Below are 15,160 nucleotides of genomic sequence, written 5' to 3' on the forward strand. Positions count from 1 at the left end.
GCGCGTCTGCGCGGCACGGCGTGCGTGCTCAAGCGCCGTCCTGCGCAGGCGGCGGCAGGATGGTCACGTGGAAGGCCTGCACCCGGCGCGCGTCGGCCCGCGCCACACGGAATGCGAAACGCCCCAGGGTCAGTTCCTCGCCGGTCTCGGGCAGGTGGCCGATCGCCTCGGTGACCAGCCCGCCGACGGTGTCGTAGTCGTCGTCGGGGAAGTCGGCGCCGAAGCGTTCGTTGAAATCCTCGATCGGGGTCAGCGCATCCACCACGTACTGGCCGTCGGCCTGCGCGGCGATCAGCGACGCCTCGTCCTCGGCGTCGTCGTGCTCGTCGTCGATGTCGCCGACGATCTGCTCCAGCACGTCCTCGATGGTCACCAGCCCGGCCACGCCGCCGTACTCGTCGACCACGATCGCCATGTGGTTGCGCGAGAGCCGGAACTCCTTGAGCAGCACGTTGAGCTTCTTCGACTCGGGAATCAGCACCGCCGGCCGCAACAGTTCGCGCACCGTGCCCGGACCGTCATCGGCGACCACGCCGCGCAGCAGGTCCTTGGCCAGCAGGATGCCGAGGATGTCGTCCTTGTTCTCGCCATGCACCGGGAAGCGCGAATGGCCGGATTCGACCACCTGCTTCATCAGGTCGAGGAAGCGCGCCTCCACCGGCAGCGAGACCATCTGCGCGCGCGAGATCATCACATCGCCGACGGTGAGTTCGGAGACCGACAGCGCGCCCTCCATCATGCGCAGCGTGTCGGCGGCGATCAGGCCATCGTGCTGCGCGTCGCGCAGCACCTCGACCAGATCGTCGCGGGTGTGCGGATCGCCGGAGAACACCGAGGTCAGGCGTTCCAGCCAGCCGCGACGTTTTTCGTGGGATTCGGGGGAGGAGCTACTCGGTCCGTCTTCTGACATGTTCTGTGGGTAGGCGCCCGGTCGAACGGGCGGTAACCCCAAGTCTAGCAGGGCGGTCGCGACAGCATCGCGACGCCGGCGGCGGGCCATCGGCGGCGCGCCGGCCCGGGTTCAGCCGCCGGGGGGCGGAGTATGCAGCGCGTCGGGTGCCGGTGCCGCGCCCGGTTCCTCGGGCAGGTCCAGGCTGTAGCTGCAGCCGGCCAGGGTCTTGCCGGGGTGCGATTTCACCGTGGACACGCTGAGGATGATCGACTCGATCATCGGCTCGCCGGTCTTGGGGTCGTGGACGTCGCGGCTGAGTACCTCGCGGCCGAACATGGCCTTCTCCGGGGTGTCCACCGCCGCTTCCAGGTTCAGGCGCTTGGCCAGCGGCCGCGGGTCGGGCAGGTCCAGGATCGCCATCACGCTGGAGCCGGAGAAGGCGATGCGCTCGCTGCTGTAGCCGAACACCTGGATCGGCCGGGTCAGCGCGTACTCGGTCATGAACAGGTTGGACTGCGGCAGCGGTCGCCAGCCGTGCGCCACCGCCTTCAGCGGATCGGCCAGCAGCGGCGCCAGCGCACTGAAGTCGGCCACGTGCTGGCGGCATTCCAGCAGCGCCGGCAGGTCGATGGCCGGATCGGCGGCCGTGGTGGCGGCAGGCGCTGCCGCCGGCGGCACGGCAGGCGCGGCGACCGCTGGAGCGGCGCAGGCGAGCGCGAGCAGGACGAGCGAGGGACGGATCAACGCACGGAACCTCGAAGGAAAACGGGGCGGCGATCGCCGCGCGGCCACGTTACCGCCGGCGCCTGCGCTTGACCAGCGTGGGAGAGGTGGGCGACACACCGAGCCCCTCTCCCCCCGGGAGAGGGGTTGGGGTGAGGGTCGGTCGCGGCAGAGCGCGCGGGATATCGGATCAACGCTCGCCGGCGTAGGGGTCGGACACGCCGAGGCCGGCGAGGATCTCTCGCTCCAGTTGCTCCATCGCCTCGGCTTCCTTGTCGTCCTCGTGGTCCCAGCCGAGCAGGTGCAGCACGCCGTGCACGGTCAGGTGCGCGTAATGCGCGTTGAGCGGCTTGTCCTGTTCGGCGGCTTCGCGCGCCACCACCGGTGCGCAGATCACCAGATCGCCGAGCAGCGGCAGCTTGACGCCCTTCGGCAGCCCCTCCGGCAGTTCCGCCGGGAAGCTGAGCACATTGGTGGCGTAGTCCTTGCCGCGGTAATGCAGGTTGAGGGCGCGGCCTTCGCGGTCGTCGACCAGGCGGATCGCCAGATCGGCCTCGCGGATGCGGCCCTTCAGCGCCGCGGCGACCCATTTGCGGAAGCTCGGCGCCGCCGGCAGCCCGGCACGGGGCAGGGCGTAGCTGACGCCGACATCGAGGCGGACGGGACCTTTGGTCATGGCGGAACGGCCGGGTGCAGCGGTGGGTGCCACAGTATCGCGCTAACGCGCGCTCAGGGCGACGCCCCGTCGCCGGCGTCGTAGGCGATTTCGATCACTGTCGTGCGGTCGATGCCGGCGTCCGCTGTGCAGTTCCGGTCATGCACGCCTTGTCCTGGAGCGGCAGACGCGCCACTACAGACTCAGGTGACGCATTCGACCAGGAACAGCACGGGCTTTTTTTCGGCGTCTATGCGGTACGCCACGCTGCCCATCGGGCCTTGCTGGCATTGCGGATTGTCGTGCCGGATCTCCACCGTGGCGGCGAAGCGCCCCGAAGCAGAGAGCCATACGGCGGCCTGGCCGCGTTCGAGCAGGCGGCCGACCAGGTAGAGGCTGTCCGCTGGCACCTTGGCGTAGGCCAGCGCGTTGCAGCCGAAGCGATCGCGTGTCACGCCGGCGGTTTCGGCCGCATCGAGCAGCGCTTGCGCGCGGGTGCCGGCGATCCAGGCCAGGCGTTGCGCTTCGTCGCCGCGCGGTGCGGTCGGCGAGGTGCGAGAAATTGCCGCAGCGCGCTCGAGGACGTCGCGCGGCAGGCCGATGCTGGCCGCGTCCTGCACGATCGACAGGCAGGGCGGGGTCAGCGCTTGCGCCAGGGCGATGCGTTGCGGCGCCGGGTTCTGCGCGCGCGGCGGGTCCGACGAATGGCCGCTGGCGCCACCGGCCACGCCGAGCATCGCTGCCAGCAGGCCGGGCCAGGGCCGGATCATGCGGCGGGTCCGGTGGCGCGGTCGACGACGTCGCGCTTCTCGTAGGCGTTGACGATGCGCGCCACCAGCGGATGCCGGACCACGTCGCGCGCCTCGAAGAAGGTGAAGCTCACCCCGTCTACTTCGTGCAGCACCTCGATCGCGTCGCGCAGGCCGGACTTGACGTGCTTGGGCAGGTCGATCTGGGTCAGGTCGCCGGTGACCACCGCGGTGCTGCCGAAGCCGAGCCGGGTCAGGAACATCTTCATCTGCTCGATGGTAGTGTTCTGCGCCTCGTCCAGGATCACGTAGGCGTCGTTGAGGGTGCGTCCGCGCATGTACGCCAGCGGCGCGATCTCGATGACGTTCTTCTCCAGCAGCTTGACCACCTTCTCCACGCCCAGCATCTCGTACAGCGCGTCGTACAGCGGGCGCAGGTAGGGATCGACCTTCTGGCTGAGGTCGCCGGGCAAAAAGCCCAGCTTCTCGCCGGCCTCCACCGCCGGGCGCACCAGGATCAGGCGCTGCACCCGCGATTCGTTCAGCGCTTCCACCGCGCTGGCCACGGCCAGGAAGGTCTTGCCGGTGCCGGCCGGGCCGATGCCGAAGTTGATGTCGTGGGTGGCGATCTGGTGCAGGTACTTGGCCTGGTTGGCGCCGCGGCCGCGCACCGTGCCGCGCCTGACCTTGATCGCCACTTCTTGCGGCTGGTATGCGCGCTGCGCCACCTGGTCGACGTTGGACTGATTGAGCCGCAGGTGGATTTCCTGGTCGTCGAAGGTGACGTGGTCGGCCTCGACATATAGCGCCTGCAGCAGCCGCTCGGCCGCCGCCACCGCCTGCTCCGGCCCGGTCACCCGGTACACGTTGCCGCGGTTGGAGATCTCCACGCCCAGGCGCAGTTCGATCTGCCGCAGGTGCGCATCGAACGGGCCGGCCAGGTTGGCCAGGCGCTCGGTGTCGGCGGGATCCAGGGTGAAGTCGCGTTGCGCAGGGGTGGTCATGGCGGGCGCACACCGCCAGCGGCGGCGTCGAAGAAACGAGGGGCGCAAAGGGTAGCGCGCAGCGCGTAGCCGGGCCAGTGAAGGGCGCGCGGCGGCGCCGTCGTGGTGCGCAGGCCGCCGCGGTGGAGGTGCGCCGTGCGGATCGGCGCGCGCAGGCGCGGCGCCACCGCCGCGATCCTCGCGCCGCGGCGATGGCAACGTTGTCCACAATGGATGTGGATCGATTGTCCAAAAGCCTGTGGACAACCGCGCGAATACCTCGCTGCGCAAGGCCCCGGCCTGTGCTGGCGAAAAAATCGCACCGATCCGCCCGGCAACGCCTGCATGGCGGCGGCGCTGGTTCCGCGGAATCGGTTGCGGCGCGTCTTATCGACGATCGCCAGCGTCGGTGTCGCCTTCGCAGCGCGCCTCGCGGGCCTGCATCCACGCGCCCGCAATCGCGCGTGCGCCGGCGGGATCGTCCACGACCAGGATCAGTTGCCCGTGGTGGTCGCTGTACTGCACGGCGATGTTGATGCCGGCGGCGCCGAGCATGCCGGTCAGCAGGCCGAGCTGCCCTGGCGTTTCCTGGTCCAGGCGCAGGCTCACCACCGGGTGTTCGGCGGCCACGTGGAAACCGCGCGCGCGCAGGGTCTCGCTTGCCGGTGCGGCGGCGTCGAACAGGAAGTGCGCGACCGCGCGTCCGTCCACGCGCCACACGCCACCGCCTTCGATGCTGATGCCGGCCGCGCCGAGTGCCTGGGCCATGGCGGACAGGGCGCCGGGGCGGTCTTCGAGGCGGATTTCGACGTCCTTCATCGGCCTGCCTCCGGCGAACCGTCCAGGCACACGATCGTCGCCTCGCAACGCACCGGCATGGCGCAGCTGTTGGCGACGAAGCACTGCGCGTGGGCCTGCGCGTGCAAGGCCTGCGCGCGGCGCGCATCGCCGTCCGCCGCGATGGTCACCCGTGGCGCCAGTGCCACCTCGCGAAAGCGTCCGCCCTGGCCTGGAACCACCTCCAGCCAGCCCTGGGCCTGGTCCTCGTAGGCCAGCACCCGGATGCCGGCATGCGCGCACAGCGCCAGGTAGGTGAGCATGTGGCAGGCAGCGAGGGCGCCGACCAGCAGATCCTCGGGGTTGTGCAGCGCCGGGTCGCCGCGGAAGCGCGGGTCGGCGCTGCCGGCCAGCGCCGCTTTGCCGGGAACCTGCAGCGTGTAGTCGCGACCGTAGCCGCTGTAGTCGACGGTGCCGTTGCCGCGGTTGCCGGTCCAGTGCAACTGCGATGCGTAGTGGTGGAGCGTGTCGGTCATGCGCCTGCCTCGTGTGGAGAGCGGGCACGGTAGGCGCCGGCGTGGCGCCATGCTTCGTCTAGAATCGAAGCATGAGCGAGGACACCCTGCTTGCGCGCGCCGCCTTCCTGCTCGGCGACCCGGCGCGCAGCCGCATGCTGGCGGCGCTGATGAGCGGCCAGGCGCGTACCGCCAGCGAACTGGCGTTGGACGGCGCGGTGGCGCCGTCGACCGCCAGCCGGCACCTGGCGCAACTGGTCGACGCCGGCTTGCTCGTGGTGGCGCGCCAGGGTCGGCATCGCTATTTCCGCCTGGCCGGCGCGCAGGTCGCCGCGGCGGTCGAGGCGATGATGGGGCTGGCGCCGCCGTCGACGCGGCGGGTCGGTCCGGCGGATCCCGCCTTGCGCCGGGCGCGGGTGTGCTACGACCACCTCGCCGGCGACCTGGCGATCCGCTGGCGCCAGCAGATGGAAGCGCGCGGGCACCTGCTGTGCAGCGATGGCATGGCCCTGAGCGCGTCCGGCGCGGCCTGGTGCGCGGCGATCGGCATCGACGTGGCGGCGCTGCGTGCGTCGCGCCGGCCGTTGTGCCGGCCGTGCCTGGACTGGAGCGAGCGCCGCGACCACGTCGCCGGTGCGCTGGGCAGCGCCATGCTCGGGTATCTGCTCGACAACGGCCTGGCCCGGCGTGTGCCGGATTCGCGGGCCGTGCAGATCGGCCCGCGCGGAGAACGGTTCCTCAGCGCGCTCGAATAGAACGCACCCGCCGCCGCTCAGGCCGCGGCGTCGTCCTCGGCCAGGTGCAGGCGGCCGCGCAGCGAATTGCTCAGCGCCTCGGTGATCGTCACCTCGACGAACTGGCCGACCAGGCGCGGGTGGCCGGGGAAGTTCACCGAGCGCATGTTCTCGGTCTTGCCGGTCAGCTCGGCCGGATTCTTCTTCGACGGCCCTTCCACCAGCACGGTCTGCACGCTGCCGATCATCCCCTGCGAGATCTGCTGCGCATGCGCATTGATGTGCGCCTGCAGCCGCGCCAGCCGCGCGTGTTTGACCGCCTCGGGGGTGTCGTCTTCCAGGTCGGCGGCGGGCGTGCCCGGGCGCCGCGAATAGATGAAGGAGAAGCTCTGGTCGAAGCCCACGTCCTCGATCAGCTTCATGGTCTTGTCGAAGTCGGCGTCGGTCTCGCCGGGGAAGCCGACGATGAAGTCCGAGCTGATCGAGATGTCCGGGCGCACCGCGCGCAGCTTGCGGATCTTCTGCTTGAACTCCAGCGCGGTGTAGCCGCGCTTCATCGCGCTGAGGATGCGGTCGCTGCCGGCCTGCACCGGCAGGTGCAGGTAGTTGGCCAGCTGCGGCACGTCGCGGTAGGCCTCCACCAGCGAGTCGCTGAACTCCAGCGGATGCGAGGTGGTGAAGCGGATGCGGCCGATGCCCTCGATCTGCGCGATGCTGCGGATCAGCAGGCCCAGGTCGGCATGCTGCAGGTCCTCGCCGGCCTCGGCGTCGGCGTAGGGACCGCGGTAGGCATTGACGTTCTGGCCGAGCAGGTTGATCTCGCGCACGCCCTGCGCCGCCAGTTGCGCCACTTCCACCAGCACGTCCTCGAACGGCCGGCTGATCTCCTCGCCGCGGGTGTAGGGCACCACGCAGAACGAGCAGTACTTGGAGCAGCCTTCCATGATCGACACGAAGGCCGACGGGCCTTCGGCGCGCGGCTCCGGCAGGCGGTCGAACTTCTCGACTTCGGGGAAGCTGATGTCCACCTGCGACTTGCCCGATTCGCGCCGCGCGCGGATCAGTTCCGGCAGCCGGTGCAGGGTCTGCGGGCCGAACACCAGGTCCACGTAGGGCGCCCGCTTGACGATGGCCTCGCCTTCCTGCGACGCCACGCAGCCGCCGACGCCGATGATCACCGGCTTGCCGCCGGCCTTCAGCGCCTTCCAGCGGCCGAGCTGGCTGAACACCTTCTCCTGCGCCTTCTCGCGGATCGAGCAGGTGTTGACCAGGACCACGTCCGCTTCTTCCGGGTTGTCGGTCAGCTCCAGGCCCTCGGACGCGGCGAGCACGTCGGCCATCTTGGCCGAGTCGTACTCGTTCATCTGGCAACCGTGGGTCTTGATGTACAGCTTGCCGCGCACCACGGTCGGTGGTGCCGGCCGTGCGCTCGGCAGCGGCAGCAGGGCGGGGACGTCCGCGGCGGCGGTCGCGGTCGGCGAAACAGGGGCGGGCGTCCCGGGCATGGCGCTTATTCCAGACGGGTTGCGGGCGGGCAGCCGGCGACGGCTGCGGTGAGCCACATAGTGTATCGGGAACCGCGCCAGGACGTTGCGCGGTGGCCAGTCCGGCACGGAAGGCGCAGACGGCCGGCGTTGTCGCCGGCCGCCCGGGTGCGGCTCAGCGCACGTAGGGGGATTCGGCGTTCTCTTCCTGCTTGCGCTTGGCCTCGTCGTAGCGCCGCTGCGCCTCTTCGCCGCTCATCCGGTACTTGGGTGCGAGATGCGGCAGCAGCAACTTGGCCCAGGCGGTAGTGATGCGTTCGCTTTCGGTCTGGCAGCGCAGGGCACGGTCCTCGGGCAGCATGCCGCTGGTGACCAGGCGCAGGTATTTGGCCGGGTCGTGCCCGTACAGCATGCACATCAGGTTGTAGAAGCGTTGCTGACCGAGCGAATGCTCGTCGGCGAAGTCGGCCGCGCCGTACTGTTCCTTGGTGTTCAGCATGAAGAACAGACCGGCCAGGCGCAGGTTCTCAGCCAGAATGCTCGGCGACTCGTTGGGGGCCATGAACATCAGCATGAGCGATGAGGCCAACTGATCGGCAGCATCCTCTTCACGGCCGGTGCTGGGCAGCTTCAGCATGTCGATCAGCGCGTGGCCGAATTCGTGCAGCATGATGAAGCGTGCGTTGGCGAGCAGGAAGCGTGCGCTGAAGTTTTGATCCTGGTTCTGTTCGCCGAGGCCGGCGCCGACCTTGACCAGCATGTCCACCATTTCATAGCACATCACCAATTCGTGCTTGGCGGGCGAGTAAAAGGCATTGATCTGGCCGCATTCGGCCGCGATCAGATGCAGCGGCCCCGGCAGCATCAGCATCCCGTCCATCGCGTTGATCTCGGGCAGGCGATGCAGGATGTCGATGTCGACGGCGAAGTCGTGCGCCTCCTTCAGGTCGGGATTCTTCGGCGCGACATACTCGTAGGTGAACTTGACCCCTTCCGCGGCCACTGCATCCGCGGCCGGCGCCGGCGGAGCCCCGGCGGCCTTGTCGGCCTCGGCGGGCGCGGCCTGCTTGGGGTCGGCTGGCTTGGCCGCGGTTGCCGCCACCGGCGCTGCCGCCGTCGGGGCGGCCTGTTGCGCCTTCCAGGTGCTGTATCCCCAGGCGCCGCTGACCGCCAGCAACGCGAACAGCAGAATTGCGATCAAGATCTTTTGCATGGCGATGTCTTCCTTGGCGTCGATGGCGAGTCCGTGCGCGGAGCACACGCAACGCGAATGGTACGGTGCAGACTCTCTGCAGGAAAGCTGCGGCGTCGCTGGCAGGGCTCAGGCGGCGGCGTCCACCGCCAGCGCGCGCTGCACCGCCGGCCGTGCCGCCATGCGTTCGGCGTACGCGCGGGTCGGTGCCGGCGGGTCGAGCAGGCCGAACCCCAGCATCCAGCCCAGTGCGCTGCCCCACAGCACGTCGGCGGCGCTGCAGCGGTCGCCGAGCAGGTAGTCGCCGCGCGCCAGTTGCGCGTCCACCACCGCCAGTACGGTGTCGCAGTCGGCATACGGCGACATCGCCCGCGGCGGCGGGGCGCGCTTGAGCGCGCGATCGACCAGTGCCGGTTCGAAGCAGGCGCCGTAAAACGCCAGCCAGCGCAGGTAGGGGCCGCGCAGCGGGTCGCCGATCGGCGGCGCCATGCCGGCCTCGGGATACAGGTCGGCCAGGTAGGGGTAGATCGCGCCCTGTTCGGTGACCACCGCGCCGGCATGCACGATGGCCGGCACCTTGCCCATCGGGTTGATCGCCAGGTACTCCGGCGCCAGTTGCCCCTGCCGATCGAAGTCGATGCGCTCGATGGCGTAGTCGGCGCCCAGTTCCTCGAGCAGGATCAGCACGCCGCGCGAGCGCGAATGCGGGTTGTGGAACAGGGTGACGTGGCGGTCGGCGGTCATGGGCGGCTCCTGGGTGGTCGGTGCGCACAGCCTAGACCCCATTGCGGACAGCTTCTGTCCGCAATAGCGTGCACCGATGTCATCGCCCGCCGCCCGCCTGTTGCGCCTGATCGCCTTGCTGCAGACCCGCCGCCTGTGGTCCGGCGCCGAACTGGCGGCGCGGTTGGGGGTGGACCGGCGCAGCCTGCGCCGCGACGTGGAGCGGCTGCGCGCGCTGGGCTATGCGGTGGAGGCGGCGGCCGGCGTCGGCGGCGGCTACCGGCTCGCGGCGGGCGCGCAGATGCTGCCGCTGCTGTTCGAGGAGGACGAAGCGGTGGCGGTCGCGGTGGCGCTGCGCGCTGCCTGCGCCAGCATGGCCGGCCTGGAGGACACCGCGGTGCGGGTGCTGGCCAAGCTCGAACCGCTGCTGCCGGCGAGGGTGCGGCAGCGCGCCGAGGCCTTGCAGGGGGCGACCCTGGCGCTGGGCCAGGACCCGCTGCGGCCGGACACGCGGGTGCTGATCGGTGTCGCCAGCGCCTGCCGCGATCGGCGCCTGCTCGGCTTCGCCTACCGCGACCACGGCGGCCGCGCCAGCCAGCGCCTGGTGGAGCCGTTGCGCCTGGTCAATGCCGGCCGCCGCTGGTACCTGCTGGCCTGGGACCGCGACCGTGCCGACTGGCGTACCTTCCGCGCCGAGCGCATCGCGCCGCCCTTGCAGCTCGGCGCGGCGGCGGCGTTGCGCCTGCCGCCGCAGGAACCGGCGGCCATGGTCGATGCGGCGATCCGCTACAGCCCGCAGGCGCTGGGCTTCGCCCTCAGCGTACGGCTGCGCGGTAGCGCCGCCGAGTTGGGCGCGCGCATTCCGCTGTGGTGCGGCACCCTGCAGGACGAAGCCGACGGCCACTGTCGGCTGTCGCTGCTGGCCGACGCGATACCGTGGCTGGCAGCGCAGTTGCTAACCCTCGGCGTGCCGTTCGCCGGGCTGGAGGCTACGCCCGAGGTGCGTGCGGCGCTGCGCGAGGCGCTGAACGCGTTGCTGGAGCAGGTGCCGGAGTCGGTTCCGGTGGGATAGGTGCTACGGCCAGGGAGGGCACACTGACCGCTCGGCCGCGTCGCGGCCTCGAGCGGCCTGGACTTGGCAAGCGCCAGGGAAGTTGGGACACTCGCCGCCATGAAGGGGAAGCTGTGGCTCCTGGGGCTGGGACTCGCCACGTTGACGGCTGCGCCGGCCAGCGCCGGCACCCTGTACAAGTGCACCGGCGGCGACGGCGTGCCCAGCTACGGCAGCAAGCGCGTATCCGGCGCCAACTGCAGCGTGATCGGCCGCTACACCCCTGACCGCCGCGCCGCGCATACCGCCCCGGCGCCAGCGCCGGCCAGGGCCAGCACCGAGCGGCCGCCCAGCCGCGGCGTCATCGCCAACGCCGGCACCGTGGCGCCGGCCACCCTGATCAGCGCGCCGGTCGCGGCTCCTACGCCGGTCACTGCCAATGCCATGCCCAATCGCGTGGCGCCGGTGCCGCCCAGCAGCAGCGGTACGCCACGGCGCCTGGTCAGTGGCCAGCTGTACTCGTACATGAAGGACGGCGTGCGCCACTACACCAGTGCGCGCCCGACCCAGGTCGCCAATCTCGGTGCGGTGCGCACGATCCGCTACAGCTTCATGGAGACCTGCTACGCCTGCGCCAACCCGGGGGTGAACTTCGGTGCGGTGCGGCTGAACACCACCGCCTACCAGAGCGAGATCGCCGCCGCCGCGCGCGAATATGGGGTCGACGAGGCGGTGGTGCGCGCCATCATCCATGCCGAGTCCGCCTACAACCCGATGGCGCTCAGTCGTGCCGGCGCGCAGGGGCTGATGCAGTTGATGCCGCCCACCGCACGCCGCTTCGGCGTCAGCGATTCGTATGATGCAGCGCAAAATATTCGCGGCGGCGTGCAGTACCTGGCGTGGCTGCTGAAGCGCTTCAACGGCAACCTCAGCCTGGCCGCGGCCGGCTACAACGCCGGCGAGGGCGCCGTAGACAAACACGGCGGCGTGCCGCCGTACAGCGAGACCCAACGCTACGTGCAACGGGTGGGCGTGCTCGCCGAGCGCTACCGCGGCGTGCTGGCGACCGCGCATTGAGCCGTCGCCGCGGCCCGGCAGGAGGCGTTGCGCGTCCATTGTCGGCGCGTTAAGGGTTCCGCTACACTGCAGTGGATTCAGTGCGGCTCGACCCCCACCGAGCTGCTGGCAGCCTCACGCTACCCAATCACAGATCGGAGTGCCGGATGGCCAACGATGGGGTCAACGATTCTGTAAACGTAGGACGCCGCCGCTTTCTCACCGCCACCACGTCCGTCGTGGGCGCGGTCGGTGCGGGGTTCGTCGCGGTTCCTTTCATCAAGTCCTGGAATCCGAGCGCAAAGGCCAAGCTGGCCGGCGCGCCGGTCACCGCCGACATCAGCGCCCTGCAGGAAGGCCAGCGCCTGATCCTGGAGTGGCGCGGCCAGCCGATCTGGATCGTCAAGCGCTCCAAGGCGATGCTCGACGCGTTGCCGTCGCTGGACGGCCGGCTCAAGGATCCGGAGTCCACCAACAAGGACCAGCAGCCGGACTACGTGCTGAAGAATCCGGAGTACCGCTCGATCAAGCCCGACGTCTCGGTGCTGGTCGGCCTGTGCACCCATCTGGGCTGCTCGCCGGAAATGGTCGCCGAGATCCGCCCCGAACCCTACGACGCCGATTGGAAGGGCGGTTACTTCTGCCCTTGCCACAAGTCGCGCTTCGACATGTCCGGCCGCGTGTTCCAGGGCGTGCCGGCGCCGATCAACCTGCTGGTGCCGCCGCACCATTACCAGGACGACAACACCCTGGTGATCGGCGTCGACCCGGCCGGGTCCGCGAAGGGAGGGGCGTAAGTCATGGCCGACAACATCCTCACCCGCACCGCGGGCAACGTGTTCGACTGGGTCAACGAGCGCGCCCCCGGGCTGATGCCGTTCTACCGCAAGCACGTCACCGAGTACTACGCGCCGAAGAACTTCAACCTCTGGTACTACTTCGGCTCGTTGGCGATGGTGGTGCTGGTCAACCAGATCGTCACCGGCATCTTCCTGACGATGCACTACAAGACCAGCGCGGCCGAGGCGTTCAACTCGGTCGAGTACATCATGCGCGACGTCGAGTGGGGCTGGCTGATCCGCTACATGCACTCCACCGGCGCCTCGCTGTTCTTCATCGTGGTGTACCTGCACATGTTCCGCGGGCTGATGTACGGCAGCTACAAGAAGCCGCGCGAGCTGGTGTGGATCCTGGGCATGCTGATCTACCTGGTGCTGATGGCCGAAGCCTTCATGGGCTACGTGCTGCCCTGGGGGCAGATGTCGTTCTGGGGCGCGAAGGTGATCATCTCGCTGTTCGGTGCCATCCCGGTGATCGGCAACGGCCTGACCGAGTGGATCATGGGCGATTACCTGCCGTCCGACGCCACCCTCAACCGCTTCTTCGCCCTGCACGTGATCGCGCTGCCGCTGGTGCTGTTGCTGCTGGTGGTGCTGCACCTGGGCGCGCTGCACGAGGTCGGCTCCAACAATCCCGACGGCGTGGAGATCAAGAAGGGCCCCAAGGGCAATCGCTGGAGCCCGAACAAGCCCGCCGACGGCATCCCGTTCCATCCGTACTACACGGTCAAGGATCTGGTCGGCGTCGGCTTCCTGCTGATGATCGGCGCCTTCATCATCTTCTTCGTGCCCGGCTTCGGCGGCCTGTTCCTGGAGCACGACAACTTCACCGAGGCCAACCGCCTGGTGACGCCGGAGCACATCAAGCCGGTCTGGTACTACACCCCGTACTACGCGATGTTGCGGGTGGTGCCGAACAAGCTCGGCGGCGTGCTGGTGATGTTCTCGGCGATCGCGATCCTGTTCCTGGTGCCCTGGCTGGACCGCGCCAAGGTCAAGTCGATCCGCTACCGCGGCTGGATCTCGCGGGTGATGCTGGGAATCCTGGTGGTGTGCTTCGTCTGGCTCGGCGTGATCGGTTCCGGCCCCGGTACCGAGATCATCGAGACCTATATCGGCCGCGTGCTGACCGTGCTGTATTTCGCCTTCTTCCTGACGATGCCGATATGGACCTCGCTGGATCGAACCAAGCCGGTGCCGGAGCGGGTGAGCAGCCATGACTAAGCGCCTGATCGCTGTGTTCGCCGGCTTCGCCTCGGCGCTGCTGCTGTCCGCCTCGGCCATGGCCGCCGAGGGCGCCGCCACCCTGCAGGCCGGCAACGACCTGGGCGACCGCGCCTCGCTGCAGCGTGGCGCCAAGCTGTTCATGAACTACTGTTCCGGCTGCCACTCGCTGAAGTACCTGCGCTACCAGCGCATGGCCGAGGATCTGGGCCTGAGCGAGGACGAGGTGATGCACAACCTCAACTTCACCGGGGCCAAGATCGGCGAACACATCGAGACGGCGATGCCGCACGATGCGGCGACCAAGTGGTTCGGCAAGGCGCCGCCGGACCTGAGCCTGATCGCCCGCGTGCGCGGCACCGACTGGGTCTACACCTACCTCAAGTCGTTCTATCTCGACCAGTCGCGGCCGCTGGGCTGGAACAACAAGCTGTTCGCCAACGCGTCCATGCCCAATCCGCTGTGGGATCTGCAGGGCCTGCAGCAGCCGGTCTACGGCAAGGCCGAGCAGCCGGGGGTGGACAAGCCGGTGGAGCGGCTGCAGCTGGCGACACCGGGCAAGCAGAGCCCGGTCGAGTTCGACCAGACGGTGCGCGACATCAGCAATTTCCTCGAATACGCCGGCGAGCCGGCGGCGTTGAAGCGGCAGAGCCTGGGCGTGTGGGTGGTGCTGTTCCTGGCGCTGCTGACCTTCCTGGCCTATCTGCTGAAGAAGGAATACTGGAAGGACGTGCATTGAGCGGCGGCCGTCTCGGCCGCATCCCGGCTGCACCGTTGCTGAGCCGATCCCCTGTTCATCCTATTGGCTTTTGTGAGCGAGGGTTGCACACTCAGGGGCCGTGACGACCGTCCGCAATGTGCGGGCGGCGTCGATGCGGCCGGCGGATTCCGGCCGTCGGAGAGCCTTGAATGGCGGCGAGTTTGCGCATGCGAAATACCTTGACGTTGTTTTCCTCCACGGATGATGTCCTGTGCCACCGCGTCCGCCTGGTGCTCGCGGCCAAGGGCGTGACCTACGATTTCGTGGCGGTGGATCCGCAGAATCCGCCGGAAGACCTGATCGACCTGAATCCCTACCACTCGGTGCCGACCCTGGTGGAGCGCGAGCTGGTGCTGTACGCCGCCTCGGTGGTCAGCGAGTACCTGGACGAGCGCTATCCGCATCCGCCGCTGATGCCGGTGGACCCGCTCTCGCGCGCGCGGCTGCGCCTGGCGATGCTGCGCATCGAGCACGACTGGGTGCCGCAGGTGCAGGCGATCCAGCTCGGCAACAAGGCCCAGGCCGAAGCCGGGCGCAAGCGCCTGAAGGAACTGCTGACCGCGTCGGTGCCGCTGTTCAAGGCCAGCAAGTTCTTCCTCAATCCGGAGATGAGCCTGGCCGATTGCGCGATGGCGCCGATCATCTGGCGCCTGCAGGCGCTGGACATCCCGCTGCCGAAGGACGGCAAGGCGATCGAGGATTACGGCAACCGCATCTTCCGCAACCCGGGATTCATCCGCAGCCTGACCGACCAGGAAAAGAAACTGCGCGACCTGCCGGCATGATGCTGTCCGCCGCGCCGT

Annotated in this window: 17 protein-coding genes; 7 read left to right on the forward strand and 10 right to left on the reverse strand. The window is 69.1% G+C overall.

Annotation, left to right across the window (positions count from 1 at the left end; genetic code table 11):
- Positions 1–28 precede the first annotated feature (28 nt).
- The 7 genes from GGR64_RS13375 to GGR64_RS13405 form a co-directional block, all read right to left on the reverse strand.
- Entirely contained in the window at positions 29–910 is an 882-nt protein-coding gene (locus GGR64_RS13375; RefSeq protein WP_160965847.1) for a transporter associated domain-containing protein, read from the reverse strand.
- A 111-nt stretch (positions 911–1,021) separates the two neighbouring features.
- On the reverse strand, positions 1,022–1,636 hold the full coding sequence (locus tag GGR64_RS13380; protein WP_184646457.1) for a hypothetical protein: 615 nt from the start codon (positions 1,634–1,636) through the stop codon (positions 1,022–1,024).
- A 169-nt stretch (positions 1,637–1,805) separates the two neighbouring features.
- Entirely contained in the window at positions 1,806–2,291 is a 486-nt protein-coding gene (ybeY, locus tag GGR64_RS13385) for an rRNA maturation RNase YbeY (RefSeq protein WP_184646458.1), read from the reverse strand.
- A gap of 182 nt (positions 2,292–2,473) precedes the next feature.
- The gene (locus GGR64_RS13390; protein ID WP_184646460.1) at positions 2,474–3,040 is read right to left on the reverse strand and encodes a hypothetical protein; all 567 of its coding nucleotides are present in this window, start codon (positions 3,038–3,040) and stop codon (positions 2,474–2,476) included.
- Positions 3,037–4,023, reverse strand: coding sequence for a PhoH family protein (locus GGR64_RS13395; RefSeq protein WP_184646462.1), 987 nt, complete (start codon positions 4,021–4,023; stop codon positions 3,037–3,039). Before GGR64_RS13395 ends, GGR64_RS13390 begins: the two co-directional genes overlap by 4 nt.
- A 366-nt stretch (positions 4,024–4,389) precedes the next feature.
- Positions 4,390–4,821 carry an ACT domain-containing protein gene (locus GGR64_RS13400; protein WP_184646464.1) on the reverse strand — a complete coding sequence of 144 codons (432 nt, stop codon included), beginning with the start codon at positions 4,819–4,821 and terminating at the stop codon, positions 4,390–4,392.
- Positions 4,818–5,315: an OsmC family protein gene (locus GGR64_RS13405; RefSeq protein WP_184646466.1), complete on the reverse strand. Its 498-nt coding sequence runs from the start codon at positions 5,313–5,315 to the stop codon at positions 4,818–4,820. Before GGR64_RS13405 ends, GGR64_RS13400 begins: the two co-directional genes overlap by 4 nt.
- Positions 5,316–5,386: 71 nt before the next feature.
- On the opposite strand from GGR64_RS13405, the gene GGR64_RS13410 reads away from it, so the two are divergent.
- The gene (locus GGR64_RS13410; RefSeq protein ID WP_184646468.1) at positions 5,387–6,049 is read left to right on the forward strand and encodes a winged helix-turn-helix domain-containing protein; all 663 of its coding nucleotides are present in this window, start codon (positions 5,387–5,389) and stop codon (positions 6,047–6,049) included.
- A gap of 17 nt (positions 6,050–6,066) precedes the next feature.
- On the opposite strand, the gene miaB is transcribed toward GGR64_RS13410, so the two are convergent.
- The 3 genes from miaB to GGR64_RS13425 all read right to left on the reverse strand — a co-directional run bounded on the left by miaB (position 6,067) and on the right by GGR64_RS13425 (position 9,448).
- Positions 6,067–7,533, reverse strand: a complete 1,467-nt coding sequence (miaB, locus tag GGR64_RS13415) for a tRNA (N6-isopentenyl adenosine(37)-C2)-methylthiotransferase MiaB (RefSeq protein ID WP_184646470.1) — start codon at positions 7,531–7,533, stop codon at positions 6,067–6,069.
- A gap of 154 nt (positions 7,534–7,687) precedes the next feature.
- On the reverse strand, positions 7,688–8,725 hold the full coding sequence (locus GGR64_RS13420; protein ID WP_167087791.1) for a DUF4344 domain-containing metallopeptidase: 1,038 nt from the start codon (positions 8,723–8,725) through the stop codon (positions 7,688–7,690).
- A gap of 108 nt (positions 8,726–8,833) precedes the next feature.
- Positions 8,834–9,448 (reverse strand): glutathione S-transferase family protein, encoded by a 615-nt coding sequence (locus GGR64_RS13425; RefSeq protein WP_160965867.1) that lies wholly within the window; start codon positions 9,446–9,448, stop codon positions 8,834–8,836.
- Positions 9,449–9,524: 76 nt separating this feature from the next.
- On the opposite strand from GGR64_RS13425, the gene GGR64_RS13430 reads away from it, so the two are divergent.
- The 6 genes from GGR64_RS13430 (at position 9,525) to GGR64_RS13455 (ending at position 15,142) form a co-directional block, all read left to right on the forward strand.
- Positions 9,525–10,499, forward strand: coding sequence for a WYL domain-containing protein (locus GGR64_RS13430; RefSeq protein ID WP_184646472.1), 975 nt, complete (start codon positions 9,525–9,527; stop codon positions 10,497–10,499).
- 99 nt (positions 10,500–10,598) lie between these two features.
- The gene (locus tag GGR64_RS13435) at positions 10,599–11,555 is read left to right on the forward strand and encodes a lytic transglycosylase domain-containing protein (RefSeq protein WP_160965871.1); all 957 of its coding nucleotides are present in this window, start codon (positions 10,599–10,601) and stop codon (positions 11,553–11,555) included.
- Between the two features lie 146 nt (positions 11,556–11,701).
- On the forward strand, positions 11,702–12,331 hold the full coding sequence (gene petA, locus GGR64_RS13440; protein WP_160965873.1) for a ubiquinol-cytochrome c reductase iron-sulfur subunit: 630 nt from the start codon (positions 11,702–11,704) through the stop codon (positions 12,329–12,331).
- 3 nt (positions 12,332–12,334) lie between these two features.
- Complete coding sequence (locus GGR64_RS13445) at positions 12,335–13,597, forward strand: cytochrome bc complex cytochrome b subunit (protein ID WP_184447546.1); 1,263 nt, start codon at positions 12,335–12,337, stop codon at positions 13,595–13,597.
- The gene (locus tag GGR64_RS13450; protein WP_160965877.1) at positions 13,590–14,336 is read left to right on the forward strand and encodes a cytochrome c1; all 747 of its coding nucleotides are present in this window, start codon (positions 13,590–13,592) and stop codon (positions 14,334–14,336) included. Before GGR64_RS13445 ends, GGR64_RS13450 begins: the two co-directional genes overlap by 8 nt.
- A gap of 170 nt (positions 14,337–14,506) precedes the next feature.
- Entirely contained in the window at positions 14,507–15,142 is a 636-nt protein-coding gene (locus GGR64_RS13455) for a glutathione S-transferase N-terminal domain-containing protein (RefSeq protein ID WP_010342124.1), read from the forward strand.
- The last annotated feature ends 18 nt before the right edge of the window (positions 15,143–15,160 follow it).

The organism is Xanthomonas sp. 3307, from assembly GCF_014199735.1.
GTDB classification, from domain to species: Bacteria; Pseudomonadota; Gammaproteobacteria; order Xanthomonadales; family Xanthomonadaceae; genus Xanthomonas_A; species Xanthomonas_A rydalmerensis.